General features: G+C 38.2%; 28 protein-coding genes and 2 other annotated features. Of the genes, 17 read left to right on the top strand and 11 right to left on the bottom strand.

Annotation, left to right across the window (positions count from 1 at the left end; translation table 11 throughout):
• Positions 1-18: 18 nt before the first annotated feature.
• The gene (gene selD, locus ACTWQM_RS11350; protein WP_443258265.1) at positions 19-1062 is read right to left on the bottom strand and encodes a selenide, water dikinase SelD; all 1044 of its coding nucleotides are present in this window, start codon (positions 1060-1062) and stop codon (positions 19-21) included.
• Positions 1063-1316: 254 nt separating this feature from the next.
• Here selD and ACTWQM_RS11345 point away from each other — a divergent pair, with 254 nt between their 5' ends.
• The 5 genes from ACTWQM_RS11345 (at position 1317) to ACTWQM_RS11325 (ending at position 5019) form a co-directional block, all read left to right on the top strand.
• On the top strand, positions 1317-1691 hold the full coding sequence (locus ACTWQM_RS11345; RefSeq protein ID WP_443258264.1) for a GntR family transcriptional regulator: 375 nt from the start codon (positions 1317-1319) through the stop codon (positions 1689-1691).
• 12 nt (positions 1692-1703) lie between these two features.
• On the top strand, positions 1704-2393 hold the full coding sequence (locus ACTWQM_RS11340) for an ABC transporter ATP-binding protein (protein ID WP_443258263.1): 690 nt from the start codon (positions 1704-1706) through the stop codon (positions 2391-2393).
• Positions 2390-3220, top strand: coding sequence for a hypothetical protein (locus tag ACTWQM_RS11335; protein WP_443258262.1), 831 nt, complete (start codon positions 2390-2392; stop codon positions 3218-3220). The genes ACTWQM_RS11340 and ACTWQM_RS11335 overlap by 4 nt, the downstream gene beginning before the upstream one ends.
• Positions 3221-3233: 13 nt before the next feature.
• Positions 3234-4481 carry a hypothetical protein gene (locus ACTWQM_RS11330; protein WP_443258261.1) on the top strand — a complete coding sequence of 416 codons (1248 nt, stop codon included), beginning with the start codon at positions 3234-3236 and terminating at the stop codon, positions 4479-4481.
• A gap of 82 nt (positions 4482-4563) precedes the next feature.
• On the top strand, positions 4564-5019 hold the full coding sequence (locus ACTWQM_RS11325; RefSeq protein WP_443258260.1) for an ASCH domain-containing protein: 456 nt from the start codon (positions 4564-4566) through the stop codon (positions 5017-5019).
• A gap of 23 nt (positions 5020-5042) precedes the next feature.
• On the opposite strand, the gene ACTWQM_RS11320 is transcribed toward ACTWQM_RS11325, so the two are convergent.
• Positions 5043-5378 (bottom strand): thioredoxin family protein, encoded by a 336-nt coding sequence (locus ACTWQM_RS11320; protein ID WP_443258259.1) that lies wholly within the window; start codon positions 5376-5378, stop codon positions 5043-5045.
• 188 nt (positions 5379-5566) lie between these two features.
• Between ACTWQM_RS11320 and ACTWQM_RS11315 the strand changes: the two genes are divergently transcribed.
• A complete protein-coding gene (locus tag ACTWQM_RS11315; RefSeq protein WP_443258258.1) occupies positions 5567-5794 on the top strand; it encodes a vWA domain-containing protein in 228 nt (75 codons plus the stop codon).
• A gap of 26 nt (positions 5795-5820) precedes the next feature.
• Positions 5821-6099, top strand: coding sequence for a vWA domain-containing protein (locus ACTWQM_RS11310; protein ID WP_443258257.1), 279 nt, complete (start codon positions 5821-5823; stop codon positions 6097-6099).
• Positions 6100-6239: 140 nt separating this feature from the next.
• Here the strand turns inward: ACTWQM_RS11310 and ACTWQM_RS11305 are convergent, their stop codons facing one another.
• A complete protein-coding gene (locus ACTWQM_RS11305) occupies positions 6240-6875 on the bottom strand; it encodes a hypothetical protein (protein ID WP_443258256.1) in 636 nt (211 codons plus the stop codon).
• Positions 6876-7381: 506 nt separating this feature from the next.
• Between ACTWQM_RS11305 and ACTWQM_RS11300 the strand changes: the two genes are divergently transcribed.
• From ACTWQM_RS11300 to ACTWQM_RS11280, 5 genes are all read left to right on the top strand, one after another.
• The gene (locus ACTWQM_RS11300) at positions 7382-7618 is read left to right on the top strand and encodes a helix-turn-helix domain-containing protein (RefSeq protein ID WP_443258255.1); all 237 of its coding nucleotides are present in this window, start codon (positions 7382-7384) and stop codon (positions 7616-7618) included.
• A 41-nt stretch (positions 7619-7659) separates the two neighbouring features.
• On the top strand, positions 7660-7959 hold the full coding sequence (locus ACTWQM_RS11295) for a hypothetical protein (RefSeq protein ID WP_443258254.1): 300 nt from the start codon (positions 7660-7662) through the stop codon (positions 7957-7959).
• 357 nt (positions 7960-8316) lie between these two features.
• Positions 8317-9333, top strand: coding sequence for a S66 family peptidase (locus ACTWQM_RS11290; RefSeq protein ID WP_443258253.1), 1017 nt, complete (start codon positions 8317-8319; stop codon positions 9331-9333).
• A 70-nt stretch (positions 9334-9403) separates the two neighbouring features.
• Positions 9404-10264, top strand: coding sequence for an AraC family transcriptional regulator (locus ACTWQM_RS11285; RefSeq protein ID WP_443258252.1), 861 nt, complete (start codon positions 9404-9406; stop codon positions 10262-10264).
• Positions 10265-10784: 520 nt separating this feature from the next.
• Positions 10785-10991, top strand: coding sequence for an SHOCT domain-containing protein (locus ACTWQM_RS11280; protein ID WP_443258251.1), 207 nt, complete (start codon positions 10785-10787; stop codon positions 10989-10991).
• Positions 10992-11037: 46 nt separating this feature from the next.
• Here ACTWQM_RS11280 and trpA read toward each other — a convergent pair whose 3' ends face one another.
• From trpA to trpE, 7 genes are read right to left on the bottom strand one after another with little or no spacing between them, the layout of a single operon-like run.
• Complete coding sequence (gene trpA / locus ACTWQM_RS11275) at positions 11038-11811, bottom strand: tryptophan synthase subunit alpha (protein ID WP_443258250.1); 774 nt, start codon at positions 11809-11811, stop codon at positions 11038-11040.
• Entirely contained in the window at positions 11804-13009 is a 1206-nt protein-coding gene (gene trpB, locus ACTWQM_RS11270; protein WP_443258249.1) for a tryptophan synthase subunit beta, read from the bottom strand. Before trpB ends, trpA begins: the two co-directional genes overlap by 8 nt.
• A gap of 5 nt (positions 13010-13014) precedes the next feature.
• Entirely contained in the window at positions 13015-13608 is a 594-nt protein-coding gene (locus tag ACTWQM_RS11265; protein WP_443258248.1) for a phosphoribosylanthranilate isomerase, read from the bottom strand.
• Positions 13598-14398, bottom strand: coding sequence for an indole-3-glycerol phosphate synthase TrpC (gene trpC, locus ACTWQM_RS11260; protein ID WP_443258247.1), 801 nt, complete (start codon positions 14396-14398; stop codon positions 13598-13600). The genes ACTWQM_RS11265 and trpC overlap by 11 nt, the downstream gene beginning before the upstream one ends.
• Position 14399: 1 nt before the next feature.
• Positions 14400-15425 (bottom strand): anthranilate phosphoribosyltransferase, encoded by a 1026-nt coding sequence (gene trpD, locus ACTWQM_RS11255; RefSeq protein WP_443258246.1) that lies wholly within the window; start codon positions 15423-15425, stop codon positions 14400-14402.
• Positions 15409-16008 (bottom strand): anthranilate synthase component II, encoded by a 600-nt coding sequence (locus ACTWQM_RS11250; RefSeq protein ID WP_443258245.1) that lies wholly within the window; start codon positions 16006-16008, stop codon positions 15409-15411. Before ACTWQM_RS11250 ends, trpD begins: the two co-directional genes overlap by 17 nt.
• Entirely contained in the window at positions 15992-17398 is a 1407-nt protein-coding gene (gene trpE / locus ACTWQM_RS11245; RefSeq protein ID WP_443258244.1) for an anthranilate synthase component I, read from the bottom strand. Before trpE ends, ACTWQM_RS11250 begins: the two co-directional genes overlap by 17 nt.
• Before the next feature lie 72 nt (positions 17399-17470).
• Positions 17471-17713, bottom strand: a binding site (T-box leader).
• A 38-nt stretch (positions 17714-17751) separates the two neighbouring features.
• Positions 17752-18001, bottom strand: a binding site (T-box leader).
• Between the two features lie 477 nt (positions 18002-18478).
• Between trpE and ACTWQM_RS11240 the strand changes: the two genes are divergently transcribed.
• Together ACTWQM_RS11240 and ddlA are read left to right on the top strand one after the other, a co-directional pair.
• Positions 18479-20269, top strand: coding sequence for a M3 family oligoendopeptidase (locus ACTWQM_RS11240; protein ID WP_443258243.1), 1791 nt, complete (start codon positions 18479-18481; stop codon positions 20267-20269).
• A gap of 120 nt (positions 20270-20389) precedes the next feature.
• Positions 20390-21496, top strand: a complete 1107-nt coding sequence (gene ddlA, locus ACTWQM_RS11235; RefSeq protein ID WP_443258242.1) for a D-alanine--D-alanine ligase — start codon at positions 20390-20392, stop codon at positions 21494-21496.
• 538 nt (positions 21497-22034) lie between these two features.
• On the opposite strand, the gene ACTWQM_RS11230 is transcribed toward ddlA, so the two are convergent.
• Entirely contained in the window at positions 22035-22595 is a 561-nt protein-coding gene (locus tag ACTWQM_RS11230) for a nitroreductase family protein (protein WP_443258241.1), read from the bottom strand.
• 203 nt (positions 22596-22798) lie between these two features.
• Here ACTWQM_RS11230 and ACTWQM_RS11225 point away from each other — a divergent pair, with 203 nt between their 5' ends.
• From ACTWQM_RS11225 to ACTWQM_RS11215, 3 genes are all read left to right on the top strand, one after another.
• On the top strand, positions 22799-23089 hold the full coding sequence (locus ACTWQM_RS11225; RefSeq protein ID WP_443258240.1) for a cupin domain-containing protein: 291 nt from the start codon (positions 22799-22801) through the stop codon (positions 23087-23089).
• A gap of 38 nt (positions 23090-23127) precedes the next feature.
• Positions 23128-23331, top strand: a complete 204-nt coding sequence (locus ACTWQM_RS11220) for an amino acid decarboxylase (protein ID WP_443258239.1) — start codon at positions 23128-23130, stop codon at positions 23329-23331.
• A 113-nt stretch (positions 23332-23444) separates the two neighbouring features.
• Complete coding sequence (locus ACTWQM_RS11215) at positions 23445-23900, top strand: nucleoside deaminase (protein ID WP_443258238.1); 456 nt, start codon at positions 23445-23447, stop codon at positions 23898-23900.
• Positions 23901-23933: the final 33 nt, after the last annotated feature.

The following is a 23933-nucleotide window of genomic DNA, read 5'->3' as shown; positions in this document are numbered from 1 at the left end:
TCCTAGTAAAAATTAATTCTATTGAACGGTAATTTTGCCGTTTGCCCCGTTTACTACATTTCCGATCATTTGTGCTTCTACTCCATTTTTCTGTAAATCAGTAACTAGCGAGTTTGCATCCTCATTTGCTATGGAAATTAACAGACCTCCAGATGTTACGGCATCACATAAAATCCATTTATCAACCTGATCCATTTCTTCCGGATAGGTTACGATATCTTGTACATGGCTAAAGTTACTTTTTGTTCCACCAGGTACTGATCCGGATTCAGCAAGTTCTTTAACTCTTGGCAAAAGAGGGACATCTTTATAATTAATCTGGATTTCAACGTCACTGCCACCCGCCATTTCAGAAGCATGGCCCAGTAACCCAAATCCGGTTACATCTGTACAGGCATGGACATTATATCCTTCCATAGTCTCAGCAGCTGTTTTATTTAACGTTGTCATGACTTCTGTAACACGGTTTATTTCCTCATCGTTTAATAAGTTATTCTTAATCGAAGTTGTTGAGATACCGACTCCAATTGGTTTGGTTAAAATAAGCTTATCCCCGGGTTTAGCTCCAGTATTTGTTCGGATTTTTTGGGGATTTACGGTCCCTGTTACTGCAAGTCCGAATTTTGGTTCTTTGTCATCAATGGAATGACCGCCAACTAGCGCAACCCCTGCCTCAGTCAGTTTTTCCTGGGCACCATGCAGTATGTCAGCTAGAATTGCTTTATCTAAGGTCGATATTGGGAATGCAACGATGTTAAGAGCAGTTATTGGCTTTCCACCCATTGCATATACATCACTGATTGCATTTGCTGCAGCAACTTGGCCGAAGTCAAACGGATCATCAACAATTGGAGTGAAAAAATCCACTGTTTGTACCATTGCCAGTTCATCATTTAGCTTATATACTCCGGCATCATCACTTGTATCAAGCCCTACAAGTAAATTTGGATTAGAAGCGGTAGGGGGAAGTGAATGCAGGACTTGGGATAAATCAGCAGGTCCAATTTTACAGCCACAGCCACCCTTAGAAGATAATGATGTTAGTTTTATTGAATTAGTCATATGTAATCAATCCTTCCAGAAATTACGAGTTTCTATTTTAATTTTAACATACAAGAAGTTATGACTAGTGTTTTTAGTGTCTGGTCTGAAATATTTCTAATAAAACATGTTGACAATTCAACTGTATTAACCGTATAATACATTTTATAGTCGTATTAACCCCTTAATACACGGATTTTTTTGGGTGCAGTGTATTAAGGGGTTAATACATAGAAAAAGTGAAGCTACATCTGAGGTAAATAGGAGCTGTGTTTATGCAAATAAACTTAAACAATCGAGACCCGGTCTATATTCAAGTAATCCGTTATTTTAAGGAACAGATTGCTACTGGAATGTTTGAGCCGGGGCAGGAGATTCCCTCAAGGAGAGAATTAGCAAACAGGATAAAAATAAATCCGAATACCGCACAACGGGCGTACAAGGAAATGGAGGAGCAGGGCTTGATTTATACAGAACGAAATTTACCGAGTCGAATTACGAAGGATGAACAGATTCTTGGTGCGGTTAGAGAAGAACTTATTGTCGAAGCGGTGGATTCCTTTATATACTCCATTCGTTCCATAAATGTGCCAGTTGATGAAGTTTTGGATTTGGTGAAAGAACAATATACCAAAGAGAGCAAAGAGTAGGAGGGTTACAAAATGATAGAAGTAAAGGATATCAAGAAAAAATTCGGTCGTAAAAAAGTATTGGACGGCGTATCTTTCACTGCTAATAAAGGTGAAATAACATGCCTTATTGGAATCAATGGAGTTGGCAAAACGACCATATTAAACGCAATTATGGCGTTAACCCCACTTAACAAAGGTGAAATATTAATTAATGGAGAAAAAATAAATAAACATAGCTTTGAAAAAGTCACGTTCATCCCGGATGCCATTACCATGTTGCCACAAATGACGATTGCAGATGCAATGCAATTTATGCAGGATTTTTATGAGGGTTGGAATCAAGAGCGTGCAACAGAGTTACTTGGTTTTTTTAAGTTAGAGGAAACGGAGAAGATCGCAAGCTTGTCCAAAGGGAACGCAGCAAAAATTAACCTGTTGCTTGGGTTGGCACTTGATGTTGATTTTCTTTTAATGGATGAGCCGTTTTCAGGGATTGATATTTTCAGCCGTGAACAAATTTCAGAAGTGTTTACAAGTCATTTGGTGGAAGGTCGAGGTGTTATTATTACAACGCATGAAGTACATGATATTGAACATTTAATCGACAAAGTTGTGTTACTTAATAATGGCGTTGTACTAAAGGAATTTAACAGTGAGGAAGTTCGGGAAAATGAGGGGAAGTCGGTAGTCGATGTAATGAGAGAGGTGTATCACGGATGAATCGTTATTTAAAACTAGTAAACTTTGAATTAGGACGTTTTATAAAAGTATATCTTGTGTTAATTGCCATAACACTTATTGTACAAGTTACAGGCACTATCGTCAGAGCAAATGACTATTTAGCGCAAGCAGATAAAGCTATATATGAAGGTTTAATGCCTCAATCACAATTTATTGAACAATATGGCCAGATGTCGTTTTTGAACTTTGCCCATACGTTATGGTTTATGGGGCCGATTGCGCTATGTGCAGCGGCGCTAGCCTTTTATATCTTTCTTATTTGGTATCGTGACTGGTTTGGCAAAAATACATTTATTTATCGCTTGCTAATGCTTCCAACTGCACGAATCAATGTATTCTTTGCAAAGGCTACTTCTATTTTTCTAATGGTACTTGGACTTGTTTCGGTTCAGCTTATACTCCTGCCGTTGGAAAGCAGCATTTTGAAGTGGATGGTTCCAAAAGACTTCAGAGCCGACTTAGCGGTAAGTGAAATGCTTAAATTTGAATACTTGGCAATCCTTGTTCCACAGAGTTTTATTGAGTTTATTTTATATTATGGTGCGGGATTCATGGTGGTTTCTGTATTATTCACAGCTATTTTGTTCGAGCGAAGCTACAAGTGGAAAGGGATTCTTATGGGAATCGGATATACTTTACTTTCTTTAGTGATATTTGCCTTGCCTGTACTGTTGATGATCGTGTTTAATCAGGACTACTTGTATGCGCTGGAAATGATCGCTGTGGAAACATTTTTGGGGATAGTTGTATTAGCAGCGTCTATCTGGATGAGCAATTTCTTATTGAAGAATAAAGTAACGGTGTGAGAGGAGTAATCGAATGAAACGCTATTGGAAATTAATCGGTATCGTAACAATCGCTGTACTTACGATTGGAACATTTTATGTTAAATCAGCGTTTTCGGCTAACAGCTATCCGGAGATTGTGTTTGAAAAGGTTAGCGGGAATGAAGAAGAATTAGATTCTGTTATCATTGATGGAGACTATCGTATCGGTCGTATTGGAAGAGGAGAAAGTGTTCAGGTTACTGCAGACGGATCAACTTATCAGGGAGAACTATCATTTTTTGAGCGGATGCGGGATATGTACAGTCCGGAGATGAATGAATTGCAGAATGAGTACCGGAATTTCATGCGTGGCAAAAGCGGAAATGTATCTTCATTCTATGATGCGAAAGATACACTGGCATATGTGGATATTATTAATCAAACATTAACCGAGTCACCAAGTGAAACAGAATTTGACATAGAGGTGCTGGATAAGGATAGTAATGGAACAGTAACATTTAATGTGCCGGTGCCAAATCGGGCTATGTACAGGAACGTTCATGTTACAGACGTCCAAATGATTGATGGGGAATTAAAAGTGATTACACAAAACTATCTAAGACAGACGGACAATGCTTTTGGAAACCAAGAAATGCATATGTATAGCTTTGACATCTCTAATAAAAGTATAAATGGTGAAGAAAAGATTGCAACAATAGAACAGAATAATAAGAATGTACGGACACATATCGATTCAGTTCGGGAATCCGATGATCTAAGTTCTCATAAGAATATTGTTTTCTCTATAAACAAGGAAAATATAGAGCGGAATGCTGATAGGAATGTGGCAGGTGAAATCAAAAGAGCTGATAAAGCCAATTCGCAATATTTAGCATATAATTTGGAAACTGGAGAAAAGAAAACACTGGAATTTCCAAAAGAACATCGAGATAAAGAAGTCATGGTATATGATGGATCTACATTGTATCTGATGGGCGAGACTGAGGATGGACGTGAATTTGCCCTATATAATATGGAATCCGAAAGTGTTGAGAAAAAATTTACAGTTCCTTCGCAAAACAAAGTAGGTGCAAAATTTGGAGTGAATTTGAACGTACAAATTTCAAATGGGAAAATGTATGTACTAAATACAGAGTATAAAGAAAATAATGATACATCATCTTCAATCATGGTAATCGACACAAAATCAGGTGATATATTATATGAAGGAAAAATTACAACAAAAGAACCCGCCGAGAGAGATTATAGATTAAACTTTTATGATATGGAAATTAAGTAACTGGCTTATGAGAGTCTGCTTCTTTACACAGGGGCAGGCTCTTTTATGCTAGTATATAATTAGTATTAGAGAGGTGATACAGATGGACGCAGAAATAATGTGGAACAACTATTTACAGACAATCGACGAAGGAAGTCGAGAACATAAATCATATACCGCATGGCCATTTGGTAGTGGTCCCGAAATGGCAAAAGAGTTAGCGGATTTGGTGAAGTCAGGTGAGAAAATAGCGACATGCTCATTACACCTATTATACGAAATAGATAATGAGCCACTCCCAAAGGTTGGCGACTTCAATGTGATTACTGACTGGGAGGGTAATGCCGAAGCTCTGACGGAAACGATAGGTGTAAAGGTGCTTCCGTTTAAAGAAGTTGATGCAACGTTTGCTTTTAAGGAAGGGGAAGGGGATAAAAGCCTTTTCTATTGGAGAAATGTGCATATTGACTTTTTCATGAATGAACTTGCTGATCTCAACAGGGAATTCAGCGAGGAAATGCTTGTTGTATGTGAAGAATTCAAGGTCGTATATAAATAAAAAAGTGGCTGGATATATTCAGTTTATCCAATTAAATTTTTATAAATCTTATTAATTTTTTGATCAAAAAGGTCCATATGAACGATTCGTGCTTCGCGAACATATTCCTTACCTTCAACAAATACTAAGATAACCGGTACTGTGAAAATGGTAAAACAACCAGCAATTTCCTGTATTTCGTCTGCATTAACATGACCTAGTTTAATGGCTGGATAATCTTCCATCAGTTCCTTTACTTGTGGTAGCAGACCATGACATACACTGCAGTTTGGGCGGAAAATAAATAATAGGGATAGCTGATGGTTCGCGATAAACTGATCAACCTCGTCAATGGAATGTAATTCGTTAAAGGATTGCATATTAAAACCTCCTGATTTTAGACATTTCAGAGTGGGCAGGTCGTTTCAAACAAATAGCTCGTTCAAAACAAAAAAACAAACATGAAGAATCCATTGAACGGCGTGGTGTTTCATTAGGTAATGATATAGACCGATTGTTACCAAGTGAATTAGCAAATTTAGCTATACCACAAGCTAAAAATGACTTCATGCGAAAATTCGTTGAAGGTCAAACAATGGTGTATGACAAGAAAGGGAAGGAAACATTGGGTAAAGGTCCAATTATACTTTGCTTAGATGAATCAGGCTCTATGAGAGATTTAGAATCTCAAAGTAAAGGGTTCGCACTTGCACTAATATCTTATGCCAAAAAACAAAAACGTGATTTTGCCTTAATTTCTTTTTCCAATTTTCTAAAGGAAAAAGCACAACACTAGACTTAGTTACTCTGGCAGAAAACTTTATGAACGGTGGAACAAACTTTTTTGATCCACTAAGAAACGCCTTACGTTTAATAAATGAAAGTCGTTTTAAAAATGCTGATATTGTATTTGTAACAGATGGTGAAGCAAATTTACCAGATGAATTTATAGAAAAATTCAATGATACAAAAACACAAAAGAAATTTGAATGTCTATCAGTATTAATAGGTAATGGAAAGAGAAGTACAGTAAACAGTTTTTCTGATAAGATTGTTCGTGCGAATAACTTTACTGAAGCAGGAGAGGCTTTTGAAATTTAAAGGTATGTTGAGTATCGTTTAGGATACCCGTCTAAATTACCCTATAGCATTAAACTTTTAAAATAACAGGAAGGGAGTAAATTCTCCATTCCTGTTTTTATTACTTTTAAATCACTATTTTCCATGTTCCTATTATCTTATTAGTAGTATGCACCGTTACTTATAAATTCAACTTGCCAAGGTGTTCTTGGATCAACTTTAATAGAAAACCTATATGATTTTTGACCGTGAACTCCCGCAATGTTGTATTTAATTACTCCTTCTGCTTGTCCTTTAATACCTTTATAATGTGTGTCTGCCCAATAATCTTTGGAAATTGTCGATCCTCTATTAACAGTGGCAAATGTAGTTGATTCTATACTTTGGTAATCGTTACTATCAGAAGTACTAAGATAATCCCCCAATCTATCTGACCAAGATCTTACATTATCTATGTGCATTCTTACTGATGCTGAACCACCCAATCCCCACGTATAAGTTTTTTTGGCAGAATAATTAATCGTACCTTGAGTAGTGGCGAAGATTCCACTTTTATTTGCTGGTTCGACAGTTACTTCATACGTAACAGAACTTCCATCTTCAAAATCTATAGTCAAAGGCTCTCCTTCTTTTACAGCGAAACCATCTTCTGAATTTTTTCCAACTAGTTCACTAATTTTTTGTTTTTCTAATTTTTGATTAAAGGCATCAATATCTTGTTTATCTGATACTTCCGCACTGGCAGACATATTAAATAAAAAGAAAGTAGCGAATGTGACAGTAAAAACTAAAACCATTTTTAAAAAAACTTCATAAAAACAACCTCCTATTATTTGGAAAAGAATATATGTCCTCGCATTGGTGCAGATTTCATGAAATTGACTTTCTCCCTCCTATATTTTAGTCTTAGTTCTAAGGTAGTTTAAATATTATGTATAATTAAAATATTACATTTTTATCCAGTTAATTGAAAGTGTTTTAAGTTAAATTGAGACTTTTTACCTAATAGATGTATGATATAGAAACAAAAGGAGGGGTATTATGCTAGACACAGTTCGAATACTTTCTGTTATTTCTTTATTTTTTCTTTTCGCTGTTATAGTGGTTCTTACAGCCATTCTTATCTATAAAAAGTTTTTTAGAAAGTAATTAAAAGAAGGTGATTTTCAATACTCTATACACACTGTTTTCATATCACCCAAATTTAATAGATAAAAGACATCAAGTTAGTATTACTTGGTGTCTTTTTTTGAGATTTTTAACGGAATACAGTTCATTTTAATTGAAGGAGGGGTATTATTAGATGGTTACTGAAAAAGAATTCTTTGTAAATATCGCTTATTTAAAGGCATACAAACATGAACATAATTTAACAAACAGAGAATTAGCAAAGAGAATAGGCGTACACGAAAGCAGTATTAGTCGTATTCTGCGTAAGGAAAAAGGCATTGGAATGAAGTTTATAGCAGGGGTTATTTACAATGCTAGTGAATTAGATTTAGACAAATTATTAAAGGTTAATCAGAAAGAAGTTGTATAGGCTAAACATTTTAAAATCCATAACATAAGGGAGAGTAGTCCATGTCGTTTTTTGTAATACAAGTGCAAACTAATTATGAAAAAAATGTTCAGAATACACTTACACACATACTGAACCAGAAACAAGTGAATATTGTTAAATCCATTTACGCATTAGATACAAATACATTGCTTGGTGGACAAGAAGTTGGTTCAGAAGGTATTAAAGCATATTTACAATCACAGCGATTGAGAAGTCACTTAAATAACATGAGATATGCTTATGCAAATATTGATACAAAAACACAAGGAGATTTGAAAAAGGAATATAGAGGGTTCTTTATTGTTTGTCTACTAGTCTAATTCTATTAAAATTGAGCAACTTGTCTAGGGTATTAGCATTAATGTGCGGTTGCAGTAGGGGATATGCCGGTACAACTTTAACTATAGGACATATAATTTAGTATAAATCGATACAAGTCTTGTAATTGATTTTAACCCATGAATTATTACGGAAAGCCGCACATTCCTGTAGGATGTGCGGTTTTTTGCGTGTTTTGCAGTTTCTTGTTTTTTGCTTCATAATCTTAAAGTAATTAATTCGCAACGGAATCGCTTCTGCCATAAATTCAGTTCCAATGTTATTTGCTGGGATAGCTGTATATTATTCCTTAATGTGATATGATAACGAATAATATTTTAAGGGAGGGGAGCTCAATCATGATTATGTATCCATCGCTAAAGAGTAATGCAACCATTGGTGTAACAGCGCCTTCTTCAGGTGTCGAGCCAGAACTGCATGATATGTTCAAACAAGCTTGTGCCCGAATAGAAGAGAAAGGGTATCAGGTTGAATGTGGTGAAACCGTCTGGACGCAAGTAAAGGCGAAGTCTGCACCTGCTGAAAAACGTGCTGCTGAGTTTAATGAAATGGTTCAGGATGAAAGTATTGATATGGTTATCCCGCCTTGGGGCGGAGAATTACTAATGGAGATACTTAACAAGTTAGATTTTAACGCCATTCCAGCTAAGTGGATTCTAGGGTATTCTGATACGAGTGTTCTGCTCCTATCTATTACATTGAAAACAGGAATTGCTACAGCGCATGGTACTAATCTGGTAGATTTGCGCGGTGATTACTCGGACAAGACCACCGCCATGTGGGAGAATGTTCTGTCAGCAGAAGAGGGGGATTCCATAACTCAGCATTCATCGGAAAAGTATCAAAAAGAGTCGGATCATGAAAATCCTTCTCCACATGTTTTTCACTTAACAGAAGAAACGGTATGGAAAACGATCAGTGATGAAGATGCTTCAGTCAAAGGCCGTTTGCTTGGTGGATGTATTGATGTAATAAGGCATCTTATTGGCACACCATATGGTAATGTTCGAGATTTTCAAAAGAGTACAATCAGTGGTGAACCAATCTTATGGTACTTTGAGAATTGTGATATGCCGACAACTGATTTAAAGCGAACGCTGATTCAAATGAAGCTTGCTGGATGGTTTGATAACTGCACAGGTGTCATGTTTGGACGAAGCAGTGCAAACCATCCGGTTGAGGGTTATCAGGTACAAGATGTTTATCGGGAGCTTGAGTCGGAATTGGGCATTCCAATCATTTACGATATTGATTGTGGCCATGTCCCGCCTCAAATGACATTTATTAATGGTGCGTATGCGGAAGTAAATGTGGACAATGGCAAGGGTCGTGTAAAACAGTGGATGCTGTCTTAAAATAGCATAGAATAACAGGATGTGAGAACACGAGAATGCTAAGGTTGGATTAGGAAAGGAGGGGGCGCACATGGAAGGACTTCAACGTATGGCCGCAAGTATTGATTACATTGAAAAGAACCTGGAAGCGGAATTGCATATTGAACATGTTGCTGCAGTTGCTTGTATGTCGAAATTTCATTTTCAGCGGATGTTCCATATGTTAACGGGAGTAAATGTCGCAGAGTATATCCGCAAACGCAGGCTAACGATGGCTGCACAAGAACTGATGCATTCGGAGAGAAGAGTTATTGACGTTGCATTTAAATACGGGTATGAAACGCCAGAGTCATTTTCAAAAGCATTCCGTAAAATACATGGAATAAGTCCATCTGCCGTTCGTAATCAAAATAAGCAATTGAAGGCTTTCCCGCGTCTCTCGTTTCAAATTCAATTAAAGGGTGATGAGGAAATGGATTACAGGATTGTGGAAAAGGAAGATTTTAGTATTGTTGGCAAGGGTATTCGTACGACAACAATTAATGGGGAAAACCTTCGCAGGATTCCAGCTTTTTGGGATGAGATTAATGGTAATGGTGTGTCAGATAAGCTGGAGAAAAGTTATGGTGCAAAGGTCATCTACGGTGGCTGCATGGAATTTGACAAAGAACAGGAAAAGTTAACCTATTTTATTGGAGTTGAGTCTGGTAGGAAGTCATCCTTCGATTGGGAAGAAAAAGTAATACCTGCGTCAACCTGGGCAGTTTTTCCGGTTATCGGTCCGATCCCTGATGCAATTCAAAAAGTCTGGGAGCGTATTTTTGCTGAATGGTTTCCAGCAACTGGGTATGAACATGCGGGTGGTCCAGAACTGGAGGTATACCCTACTGACGGAGATATAACTGCTGAAGATCATCATTGTGAAATTTGGATTCCGATTGTGAAAAAATAATACGTTAAGTCTAACGGGTTCAGTTTTAGGGTAGAAAAAATCATACTATCTAGGAGTATAAAATAAGTGGATTTAGTATTGCAGATCCGACAAACAATTGAAGTGAATCCTCGTTCCGCTAAATAGCAGAAAAGGTGCTCTCGGAAGGGTGAGACGGATCCTCGTTCCGTTAAAAGCAGAAAATCAGTCTATTTTGAGGTAGGAAATGACAAATAGCGGAACGAGGATCCGAACCCAAGCTTACAACGGGGGTTTTTAAGGAAATAACGGAATGAGGATCCGTCGAATCAGTAAAACGGATCCTCATTCTGTTAAAAATTGGGTTATTTTAATAATAGGAGCGAAATACATGCTAATTATTATGTGATTTCAAATGTTATTAGCACTTTTGGCAGTTAAGAAAGTAAAATACTTTCTTACTGCATAAGTGCAACTAAGTCTTATCTATATCGATAAGCCAAGTTTTCTAATCATGCTTAAAAACTATGTAAACAGGAAATAGTAACAGTGAGGTGATATCATGCTGTTATCTATACTAACAGAAGGTTACATCAGATTTGGTTTATCGATCATTGTTGCGATTATTCTTATTGTTATTCTAGTACGCTTCAGGGCTAAAAAGAACCCTGCTAAAAGTTCACTTGATATCCTTAAAGAACGTCACAGCAGGGGTGAAATAACTGAAGAGGAATATCAGGATGCCCGTAAACAGCAGAAAAATGAATAAAAGCCTGTCACGCTTTGATTAATAGAACAAAGCGTGACAGGTTTATTTATCTGCTTTCCAGCAGCAGTTCTCTAATTTCATCTGATTTTCCTTGATTAAACAGGTCGACAATTTTACTTCCAATGACAACACCGTCACAAGCAGCAGCCAATTCGTGTGCTTTTTCAGAGCTGGAGACACCAAATCCCGCTAGCACCGGACTTTCTGTTGATTTTTTCAGCTTCTGTAAATAGGTTTTTACTTTGCTATCATGTGTTGTTCGTGCCCCTGTCGTTCCAGTAACAGAAACAGCATAGAGAAACCCTTCTGTACGTTGCGTGATTTTTTCAATTCGTTCCGGAGGACTTGTCATAGCAGCTAGTCGAATACATGAAATAGAATGTTTCTTTAAATAATCTATTATGATTGCTTCTTCTTCTAACGGCAGGTCTGGAATAATAACACCGTTAACACCAGCACTTACACAATCTTTAGCGAAATTTTCAACACCATAAGCATAGATAGGATTCAAATAAGTCATGAGAATCACAGGAATCGATCGTCTTTCACGAAAGCGTTGCAGGGTTTCCAGGACGCTGGTAAGGGTTGTTCCATTTTCAAGTGCTCGATTTCCGGCATCCTGAATAGTAGGTCCATCTGCTACCGGGTCTGAGAAGGGAATCCCAAGTTCAACAGCTGCTGCACCACATTCCTGCAGAAAATTCAATCGATCTTCCAATATATCCAGGCCACCATCGCCAGCCATTATATATGGGATTAATATATTTTGGTCAGCTTCCTGTTTTTCTTTTAAAGCTAAATCTAAGGCTTGGTTACTCATTTGGATTACCTCCTAGTACATCTTTTACTGATTCAACATCCTTGTCGCCACGACCGGATAAACAAATAACAATCGACTCTGATGCTTCCATCTCTTTTGCAAGTTTCATGGCAAATGCAACAGCGTGGGCACTTTCCAAAGCAGGGATGATCCCTTCTGTTTGGGAAAGGAACTTAAATGCGTCAATCGCTTCCTTGTCCGTAATGGATGTATAGGTCACTCGGTCTGATGTGTGGAGATGGCTGTGTTCTGGACCAACTCCAGGATAATCGAGTCCGGCGGAAATCGAATGTGCTTCTTCTATTTGCCCATGTTCGTCCTGGAGCAAGTGGGACATAGTTCCGTGTAATACGCCAATACTTCCTGTAGTCAGTGTTGCAGCATGTTTGTTTGTTTCGATCCCACTTCCACCTGCTTCAACGCCATACATTTTGACACTTTCATCTTGGATAAATGGATAGAACATTCCCATTGCATTGCTTCCGCCACCAATACAGGCAATAACTGCATCAGGTAGATTGCCAGTTTCCGCATGGTACTGCTGTTTCGTTTCCTCGCCGATAACTGACTGGAAATCACGGACGATTTTCGGAAAAGGGTGTGGCCCCACGACTGAACCGATAATATAGTGCGTATCTTCAACATGACTTACCCAGTAGCGTAATGCTTCATTAACAGCATCTTTTAGGGTTCCGCTTCCTTGTGATACACTTTCGACCTTAGCTCCGAGCAATTCCATTCGGAAGACATTCAGTTTTTGCCGCTTAATGTCTTCTGCACCCATGAATACAACACATTCAAGGCCAAGTAGTGCGCAAACTGTAGCTGTAGCAACACCATGCTGACCGGCACCGGTTTCTGCGACAACTTTCTTTTTCCCCATTCGAAGGGTCAATAACGCTTGACCAACGGTATTATTAATTTTATGTGCGCCAGTATGGTTGAGGTCTTCACGTTTTAGATAAATAGAAGGACCGCCTAATTTATTGGATAAATTTTTGGCATGATAAAGCGGCGTTTCACGTCCAACATAATTTTTGGAATAGTAATCTAGTTCTTTTAAAAAAGCAGGGTCCTTTTTTGCTTCTTCATAGGACTCTTCCAATTCGAGAAGTGCTGGCATTAATAATTCGGGAACAAATCTCCCGCCGTAATTGCCGTATCTTCCTTTTTCATCTGGCATTGTATATGTTGTCATTGTTTTCATCCTTTCGCATTCCTGATAAATTGGTTTATTTTGGCTAAATCCTTCTGTCCATCAGTTTCAACTCCGCTTGATACGTCTACGCCTGCAGGGTTTGCAGTTGTAATTGCTGACTGCACATTTTCTGGGGTAAGTCCACCTGCTAAAATAATTTTCGATGAGTTCAAGTCTTGTAATAGATTCCAGTCAAATGTTGTTCCATTACCGCCACGGTTTGGTCCCTTTGGACTGTCAACCAGATAATAATCACTTGGATATGATTGCATGACATTATTTTGTTCCGTTATCATCGGGAATGCTTTAATTACTGTATATGGGAGCTTTGCAGCAAACTCAGCTGTCTCATCACCATGAAGCTGTATAACATCTAATCCTACTTGTTCGGCAGTTTGTAAAATATTTCTTTCCGATTCGTTTACAAATACACCAACTTTTTTAACAGAAGAAGGGATAGCATCACTAATCTGTGCAGCCTTTTCTGGTGTGATTTGCCGTTTACTTGATGCAAAAACAAATCCGATAAAATCTGCACCAGCGTTAACAGCCTCTTTGGCAGCTTCCACAGTTTTTATACCACAGATTTTAACGAGCATTTGGTATACCTCCTTTTGTTATGGGGATTTTCAATTCATTAAAAAGCGCTGCTATGTTATTGGAACGCATTAATGTTTCACCGACGAGTATGCCGTTCACATCCTCTCTGCCGACTTGAATGACATCATCGCGGGATTTAATACCACTTTCACTAATCAGTATTATATTTGGATTGTTCACCATCGATGCCAGTTGCTCTGTAGCGGACAAATCAACTTCAAAGGTTTTTAAATTTCGATTATTAATCCCAATAATGGTTGCTCCAAGTTCGAGGGCTCTCGTCATCTCGTTCGAATCATGAACTTCACAAAGCACCTCAAGCCCTTGATGTGTTGCATATTCAAATAGTTCATGAAGCTTATTATCTGAGAGTGCAGCGACGATCAAGAGAATGATCGAAGCACCTGCAGGTTTTGCATGGTCAATTTGAATCGGATCAATCATAAAATCTTTACAAAGAATAGGAAGATCGACAGCCTTGCGAACGTTTCGTAAATCTTCCATCGAACCGTTGAAAAATGTTTCATCGGTCAGGACAGAAATCGCACCAGCACCACATGACTCATATAATTTTGCTTGTTTTACCGGATCAACCGCCATATCAATTTCACCTTTTGATGGGGAAGAGCGCTTAATTTCAGCGATAACATTCATTTGCTGTGTATTATGAAAGGTATGTTCAATTTTCTTAATCGATTTGGCTCCATTCGAAAATTTAGGCAATGGCTGTTTTTTTAATAGCTCGACTTCTATTTCCTTCTGGCGAATAATTTTATCTAAAATAGTCATATTACATCGCCTCACTTGAAACTTTATTACTGTATTCCACTAGTCGTTGCAGTTTTTCCAATGCTGCTCCACTATCGATGCTTTCCTTAGCTTTCGTAATACCTTCTTGAATGGATGATGCAGTACCATTTGCAAATATTCCAAGGCCGGCATTCAGAAGTATCGTATCGTAATAGGGACCTTGCTTTCCTTGTAAAACCTGCAGTAAAATTTTTGCGTTATCCTTTGCGTCTCCGCCACGGATTTGCTGGTTATCATAGACAGGTAAGTTGACCTCAGATGGGTGCAGTGTAAATGAAGTGATTTTTCCCTGATCCAGTAATGTGATATGGTTCTCACCAGCAAGTGAAGCTTCATCCATATGTCCAGCACCGTTTATCACAAGTGCACGCTTTCTGCCTAATTTGTGTAGCGTTTCAGCAAGCATAGGCAGCATATCGCGACGATAAACGCCTAAAAGCTGTGAGTCTAAATCGACAGGATTTGTTAGTGGTCCAATAAGGTTAAAAATCGTTGGTATTCGTAAATCCTTGCGTACCTTCATGAATCGCTTCATTCCCTGATGAACATGTGGAGCGAATAAAAAAGCGATGTTGTTATCGTGCAGCATTTCTTCTACATGTTGTTTTGAAAAAGATAACGAAACACCTAAATGTTCCAGTACGTCTGCGCTTCCTGTTTTACTTGTAATACTGCGGTTACCATGCTTGGCAATGGTTACACCAGCACCGGCAATCACAAACGCTGCGGTCGTACTGATGTTAAAGCTATATGAGCGGTCACCACCTGTACCGCAATTATCCATTACATTCGGCAGACTATTTGTGGTTTGGTTTGACTCGGAACGTACAACTTCAACAAGACCAGCGATTTCCTCTGGTGTTTCCCCTTTAGCTCGTAGTGCTGTTAAGAACGAAGCGAGTTCACTTTCACTAACTTCATTTGAGAAACAGTATGCTGTGGCGTCTTTCATTTCCTCCAGATTGAGGTTTTCATTATTCAATAATTTTTCAAGATAGTTTTTCATGACGAAACTCCTTTCCGATTATTTCTAAAAAGTTTTGAATCATCTTCATACCAGTTAATGTACCGATTGATTCAGGGTGAAACTGTATGCCATAGACTGGGTACTGTCTGTGTTTAATCGCCATAATTTCGTTGTCCTCTAAAGACTTGGCAACGACCTCCAATTCGTATGGTAATGTTTGTCGGTTGATTACCAGCGAATGGTAACGCATTACTTCAAGCGGCTGTGTCAAATAATTAAACAATCCGTCGCCATTATGTGTAATTAAGGATGTTTTGCCATGTTTGATTGTGTTTGCCTGTTTAATGGCAGCACCTAAAGCATGTGCGATTACTTGATGCCCTAAGCAAATACCCAGAATCGGTGTACTTTTATGAAATTCTTTTACAACCTCTGTACAGATCCCAGCTTGTTCTGGTACTCCGGGGCCAGGGGAGATAATAATAACTTCCGGATTCATTTCAGAAATCTCTTCAATAGTAATCTGATCATTCCGACAAACTTTTACCTCGGCACCTTGGCTGGCAAAGTAATGAAAAATGTTATAGGTAAATGAATCATAGTTATCAATTAGTAAAATCATAATTCGTCACCTCCATTAATGATCTTGCTTTATGCAATGTTTCGTTATACTCGGTCTCAGGATCTGAGTCGTAAACAATACCAGCACCGGCCTGCAGGTAGGCGTAATTATTTTTTACAACAAGTGACCGGATGGTTAGGGCAATATTCATGTCATAATTGAAGCTGATGTAACCAACACCGCCTGCATATACACCGCGCTTTAAAGTTTCTAAGTCATTAATGATCTGCATTGCCCGGATTTTTGGTGCCCCGGAAACTGTTCCAGCAGGCAAGCAGGATATCAAAGCATCAATACTCGAAAAACGGGAAGTTAATTTGCCATGTACTTCAGATACCATGTGCATAACGTGCTGATACTTTTCTACCGTCATGTAAGTTGGAACAGAAATACTATTAATTTCACAAACTCGGCCAAGATCATTGCGGCTTAAATCAACTAGCATCCGATGTTCGGAAATTTCCTTTTCGTCAGCAAGAAGCTCCTTGGTCAGTTCCTTGTCTTGATCCTTCGTTTTGCCGCGAGGACGCGTTCCAGCGATTGGGTTTGTAATAATATCCTGACCAGTTGTCTCAATAAGGCTTTCCGGCGATGCTCCTAAAACGACATAATCGTCGAAGTCGATATAGAACATGTAAGGGGACGGGTTAGTCTTTCTCAACTTTCGGTAAAACGAAAACGGATCACCATGTATGGTAGCTTTCATTCGTTGTGATAAGACAACCTGAAAGATATCACCCTGGTTTATATGTTCTTTAGCAATTTCGACATTGCGCATAAATGTTTCTTTATCCATTTCAGGTTCGAATGTGATCTCTCCCTCAGTCGTTGGATCTGTTGTTTGGTTTGGTAATAATGCTTTTTTTAATTCCTCTAGACGTTCATCTAATACAGATTCAGGCTGCTGTTCAAGATTTGTTGCGATTAAGTAAACCGATTCATCGCTGTGGTCAAAAATAATTACATTCTTATAAAGCATTAAATGAATATCTGGCATTTCAATAGCATCAGGTAAATCCTCGCCAATGTTTTCATAGGAACGGATTGAATCATATCCGATGTAACCTACAGCACCTCCGAAAAATGGAAACGGCAGATCCACATCCATTTTGGGCAACTTTTGTTTTAAAACGGATAAAGGATTTTCTGTTTGTTGCTCCTTTTTTTCATGCCCATGATTGAAAACAGATGTTTCGTTTCCTTCTCCGATGATTTCCTGGTAAGGATCTGTACCAATAAAGGAATATTTGCCTTTCTCCTCATGTTGGAATGAACTCTCTAGAAGAAATTTCTTCGTTCCTTGAAGATTTTTGTATATTCCAATTGGAGTTAATGTGTCGGCGTTTTGTTTAATAAACTTGTAATCGAGTGTTTGTGTTTTTGTTTCCATTCGTAAAACTCCTTTCCAGTTTCTATGTAAGAAATAAAAAAATCCCCTGCAAAACACATATGGAATGTGTTTGCAGAGGACGATTGTGACCGCGGTGCCACCTCTATTGGAGATTGTAATGATTTCTCCATCTCATTCGGATACGGTAAAAACTTAATATCCTATCCGTGTAACGGCGGAGCTCCGTGTTTCCCTACTGCCATTCAGGAAACCTCTCGTAAGTCCATTCGGCTATTATTCACGTACCGGTATCTCACCACCACCGGTTCTCTTAAACGCTGCAAAAAGCTTACTCCTCTTACTCGACGATTTATTATATATAGTTTTTTTGAATACAAAAAGGTCCCCCATCCGAAAAGGACGAGGAACCGTGGTACCACCTTTATTAGCTGAAAAATCAGCTCTCTTTGGCAATATTAAGTAATGAATTACTTAATATTTGTCTCGTATAACGATGAGACATGGTCGCCAAAGCCTACTGACTTACAAGGTTCGGTTTGGAAGCTCAGAAGTCCATTCATCTATACGCGCACACTGACTTACACCAGCCGTCAGCTCTCTAAAGTGTTCATACAGATTACTAATCTTCGTCATTGCTAAGTCGATTTAAATTGTTGTTACTAATCATAGGGGAGTTTGTTACTAATGTCAAGGTATTTTAAAAAAATTAAGTTTCCGTAGTCGAAAATACTTGATTGTTATGACACCGCTGTGGAAATACACTACGCGCACCTTAGGGCAACGCTTCAGCTTCCTCGGAAGCAAAAATCGCTTCCCGCGGGATTTTCAGCTGTTGCTTTTCCCGCAGGAGTCTCCGTGTATTTCCTGCGCTGGATTTTGCTTACTTTATCCTAAAGATTAACAAATATATATTGTGTTGGATAGATTTATTGCCTGAAAAAGCAAAAATATTTTAGAAAATTACCTTTATTAAAATTAAACACTTACTTTCTCAGTCTTCCATGGTGGAGAGCCTCGAAATCAACCTTGATAACGATGGTTAATAAGTCTTGGGGCGGATACATGAAATACCGAAATAAACTATACTATTAGTTAGTGAGAGTCTAGGGAGGAATTTTAATGGAGAAAGTAATTGGCGAGAATTGGAGTCTTGATTCCCTGTACGCAGGTGGAAAAGAATCAAGTGAATTAAATGGATTAATTTCGCAGTTAAAGCATGATATGAAAGGGTTGCAGAAAATTATTCAAACGTTTGATCAATTTTACTCTGAGCAAGATTTAATTGATCTTTTTCGACAAATCCAGGAATTCAAGCATGCGTCTCGTGAGCTAGATGAATTTCTGGTTTGTCTCTATGCAGTAAATGTTGATGATCCAGATGTATCTAAATTAGTGGATGAAAGCGCAAACCTTCAAGCTGATTATGAATCACTAAAAATTGATTTAGACGAAATCTTGGCTGGAATTTCAGAAGCTAGGTGGAAAAATTTAATGAATCACGACGAAGTGAAAGAATATCAATTTTACTTAGAAGAACGAAGGCACAAAATGGACGATAAGTTGCCTATAGAAATGGAAAAAATGATAAACAAGCTTTCCGTCAATGGGTTTATTGGTTGGGAAGATTATTATGAACAAATGATGGGTGCTCTGCGATTCCCTGTTGAAAAAGACGGTAAGCAAGAGGAAATCTCGTTTGGACAAGCGGGAAGATACCTGTTTTCAAGCGATCGATCTGTACGACAAAATATAGCGCGAAATATCGTTGAGGTATGTGAGGACCGGGCAGAATCCTTTGCAACAGTTTTAAACAGGATCAATGGTTTTCGGCTTGATGTCTATAAACAACGTGGCTGGGACAATGTGCTGAAGGAAGCGATGGAAGAGAATCGAATTAATGAACAAACAGTTCAAACAATGGTATCAGCAATAAATGACAAAAGAGAAGTCGCTCATACTTTTTTTAACAGGAAGGCTCAAGTAATGGAGCTTGAAAAACTAGCCTGGTATGACATGGAAACACCGAGCTTTACATCGGATAAGAAGATATCTTATCAGGAAACTGCAGAAATTATTATTACCCAGTTTTATAAGTTCAGCGACAAGCTTGGTAAGTTTGCTGAGAAGGCTTTTCATGAAGGCTGGATTGAAGCTGAAGATCGCAAAGGTAAAACGCATGGAGGGTTTTGTGCCTTTATGCCACTGAAGAAAGAAAGTCGGATATTCCTAACATTCACAGGTAGCTACCAGGACGTTGTGACAATTGCCCACGAGCTTGGACATGCTTACCATAACTATATTTTGCAAGATGAGCCTGCCTTTACACAGGAAATAAGCACAAGTGTTGCGGAAACCGCATCGACCTTTGCAGAAAACTTGGTACTGGATGCTGCTATTGAGCATGCACCAAGTGAAGAAGATAAATTGTCCCTACTGGAAATGAAAATCCTAAATGGATTAAAGTATCAGGTTGTCGTCCCATCTATGTTTGAATTTGAACAAAAGTTATATGAGAGAAGAAAAAAAGGACCGCTGACAGCAAATGAAATTTCAAATTTAATGGAAGGCATGATAAAGAAAATTTATGGCGATGCTTTGGATGAAGATAATAAATATTTGTGGATGACTATTCCTCACTTTTTTCACACAGATTTAGCTTTCTACAACATCCCGTATACCATTGGTTATTTATTCAGTAATGGTATCTACGCCATGGCAAAAGAACAAGGCAAACAATTCCCGGAACAATATGATGCCTTGCTGCAAAACTCTGGAAAAGTGACAGTAGAGGATTTAGCAAGTCGATTCCTCAACAAGGACATTGGAGAGAAGGAATTTTGGGAAGCATCTCTGGAACCAACTATTGTAGCGATAAATGAATATATGAAGCTGACAGAGAAGATGATTTAAATTTTTAAAAAACGGACAGTAAAATAGGGTGCTGTTCGTTTTTTTGTTTTTCTTCTGTTTCAAACAACCCTTTTTGTGCTATTTTAGATATATATGATTTTTTTCAAGGGAGTTCTGATGATGACGAAGAAAAAAGTTGGTATTATATTTGGCGGAAAGTCGGCTGAACACGAAGTATCATTACAATCAGCTAAAAATATTGTTGATGCAATTGATAAAAATAAATATGATGTTGTTCTTATCGGGATTGATAAACAAGGTAAATGGCATATAAATGATCAATCTTCCTACTTAATTAATGCTGAAAACCCAAAATTAATTCAATTAAACAAATCAAACGATACGATAGCAATAGTGCCTGGAGAGACCGATAATCAAATGATACATGCAGCAAATGCAGGTGCTCTAGACCAGCTAGATGTTGTGTTTCCGATTGTCCATGGTACATTAGGAGAAGATGGCAGCTTACAAGGAATGATGCGAATTGCCAACCTCCCATATGTCGGTTCGAATGTCTTAGGGTCATCTGTTTGTATGGATAAAGATGTCGCTAAACGTTTGTTAAAAGAAGCGGATGTTAATGTTGCGAATGGCCTAGCTTTTTCAAGCGCAAAAAAAGATAAGATTAATTACGACGAAATAAAAGAGCAAATTGGAACGCCAATGTTCATTAAGCCAGCAAATCAAGGCTCTTCAGTTGGAGTTAGTAAAGTTTCATCGAAGGAAGAATTTTATAAAGCGCTTGGTGAGGCATTTCAATATGACCATAAACTTATTGTCGAAGAAAGTCTTGTTGGCCGTGAAATAGAATGTGCTGTATTAGGAAATGAACATCCTAAAGCATCAGTTCCAGGTGAAATTTTGCCACAAACGGAATTTTACTCCTATGAGTCAAAGTATATTGATGAAAGCGGAGCAAAACTGGAAATACCAGCAGATCTATCAGACGAAATGGTTGCAAAAGTACAGAAGGCAGCTGTTGAGGTGTTTGAAACACTTGAGTGTGAAGGCTTAGCCCGTGTTGATTTCTTTTTAACTGAGGACGGAGAAGTGTATGTAAACGAGGTTAACACATTACCTGGATTCACTCGAATTAGCATGTATCCGAAGCTGTGGGAAATCAGTGGGGTTTCCTATCCGGAATTGATTACTCAATTGATCGAGCTAGCAATTGATCGTCATCAGAAAAACAGTATGCTGAAAAGCGCTGTTTGGGATGAAGAATAAGGAAAAGGGCTGGCCACTGGGGTTACAGTTGTAACTCTAGCGGTCTTTATTATTAAATTATGTGTGAAAATATCGACCGGAAAACGGGGATATCAACTTGAGAATGAGTATATCGACCGGAAGATGAATATATCAACTTGAGATTGGGGTTATCGACCGGAAAATGAATATATCAACTTGAGAATGAGTTTATCGACTGGAAAGTGAATATATCAACTTGAGAATGAGTTTATCAACCGGAAAATGAATATATCAACTTGAGAATGAGTTTATCGACAGGAAAATGAATATATCAACTTGAGAATGAGTTTATCGACTGGAAAGTGAATATATCAACTTGGGAATGAGTTTATCGACTGGAAAGTGAATATATCAACTTGAGAATGAGTTTATCAATCGGAAAACGAATATATCAACTTGAGAATGAGTTTATCGACCGGAAAATGAATATATCGACCACAAAACAATCAAGAGACATTGCAATACATCACATAAAAGGGTGTCATATAAGCAACGCTTAATATGACACCCTTTTCTATTACCCTTTAAACGTTGAGAATTTCTCGCTAACTGGTACTCTACCTTTTTTAATAGGCTTTTCATCAAAGTACCCAAGATGGATGAACCCTACTATTTTCTCATCCTCACCAACATCGAGAATTTCTTTTACTTTTGGATCATAAATGTGTGGGTTTGTTTTCCATACGACACCAAGCTGTTGTTCCCAGGCAAGCAGCCAAAAGTTTTGAATCATGGATGCTGTTGCTCCAAAGTTTTCGTCCCATTGCTTTTGATTATCGGGTACATCCATCACAACTATTAAGAATGCATTCGGTTCATTCAGGTACTCTCTGCGATTTTTCTGCTTTTCTTCTGGATATGTGGCAGCAACTTTTTCTGTAAATGTTTCTTTTTGCTCTGGCCCAACAAAAATAAAGCGCCATGGCTGTCGGTTACCGTGAGTTGGGGCCCATGTTGCATCATCCAGTAAGTTCATCACCGTTTCTTCTGTTACAGGTTTATCATTATAGCCTTTTTTAACAGCACGGCGTTCTCGGATAATTGTTGCAAGTGCTGTTGATTTTCTTGTTTGTTCCATTTGATGTCCTCCTCGTTGTTTCCTCTATAAATCCATATGCGTGTAATTGATAATTATTTTCAACTAAATTGTAGCCGATGAGACAGTAAAAATCAATGGACTATAAAAATATGGCGATGTGTGATGTTTATCACATTACTTCATTGTGATATTGGTTACACTGTAGGCAAGACTTAATTTAAATAATGAAAGGTTGTGTCAGAATGCAACTTATAACAGTAGACCATGAGATAACGAAGCCTGTTGAGGGGAAAAAGGTTTTTGATGAGGATAACTGTGAAATAATGCACATCAAATTAAAAGCTGGTGAAGAAATTAAAGAGCACGACTCACCGAAACACGTGTTTATATTTGTTAAAAAAGGTGAGGTTGAATTCACGCTTAACAATAAGGGTTATACGATTAATCAGGAAACGATACTGCGTATGGAACCATATGAGCGCCATGCATTAAAAGCTCTAAGTGACGTAGCCATCCTTGTTATGAAATGCTAGTTTAAGTATTAAAGCCTTTGGCAGGTTGGGGTGAAAAGATGCTGGATGTACAGTTGGAAGGGAAAAGAGCTATCATTGATCTACGTGAGCGGATTCTAAACGGAGAACATCCGCGTAACGAGGTGTTCAATTATGTAAAACAAGCCCCTCTTGGGATGATAATTGAGGTACACGTACCACATGAAGCGCAGCCTCTAGTCGGCGGACTGGAGAGTTTTGGTCTAAATGTGATTACTGATTAGCTAGAGATTGGACATTATCGATTAATGACAGTAAAGTTAGGTTAAATATAATGAAGAGGCAGTTATCTTATGATGGAGATAGCTGCTTTCATAATATGCGAGGAGGTTATAATATGGATAAATTTATGGAACGAGCAGTGGAGTTAGCTTCAGATAATGTTCGCAATGGTGGTGAACCTTTTGGTGCAGTCCTGGTGAAAAACAATAACCTGGTTGAAGAAGGGGTCAATGAATTACATAAACGTTTTGATATTACTGCACATGCAGAAATACAGGCGATGCGAAAAGCTCAGAAGAAGATGCATACACATGTTTTACAGGGTTATACCATGTACGCGAGCGGAGAGCCGTGTCCGATGTGCATGACAGCAATGTATTATGCTGGGATTGAAACTATATATTATTGTGCCACAGCTGAGGATGCTGTTGTAGCAGGGTTAGAAAAGTCGGAGTTTGTTTATGAAGAGTTAAAAAAAACAAAGGCTGAACGTCAAATTCGTATGGTACATATGCCGCTAGAAGAAGCGCAGGAAAATCCGATGAAATTGTATCAAGAAGACAAAGCGTGATTTGACACAGTTGCACCACATCCGTATGATAAA

It is taken from the genome of Virgibacillus sp. L01, assembly GCF_052246775.1.
GTDB lineage: Bacteria > Bacillota > Bacilli > Bacillales > Amphibacillaceae > Lentibacillus.
Note: the sequence above shows the minus strand (reverse complement) of the source record. Positions and strands in the feature narration are given on the sequence as shown.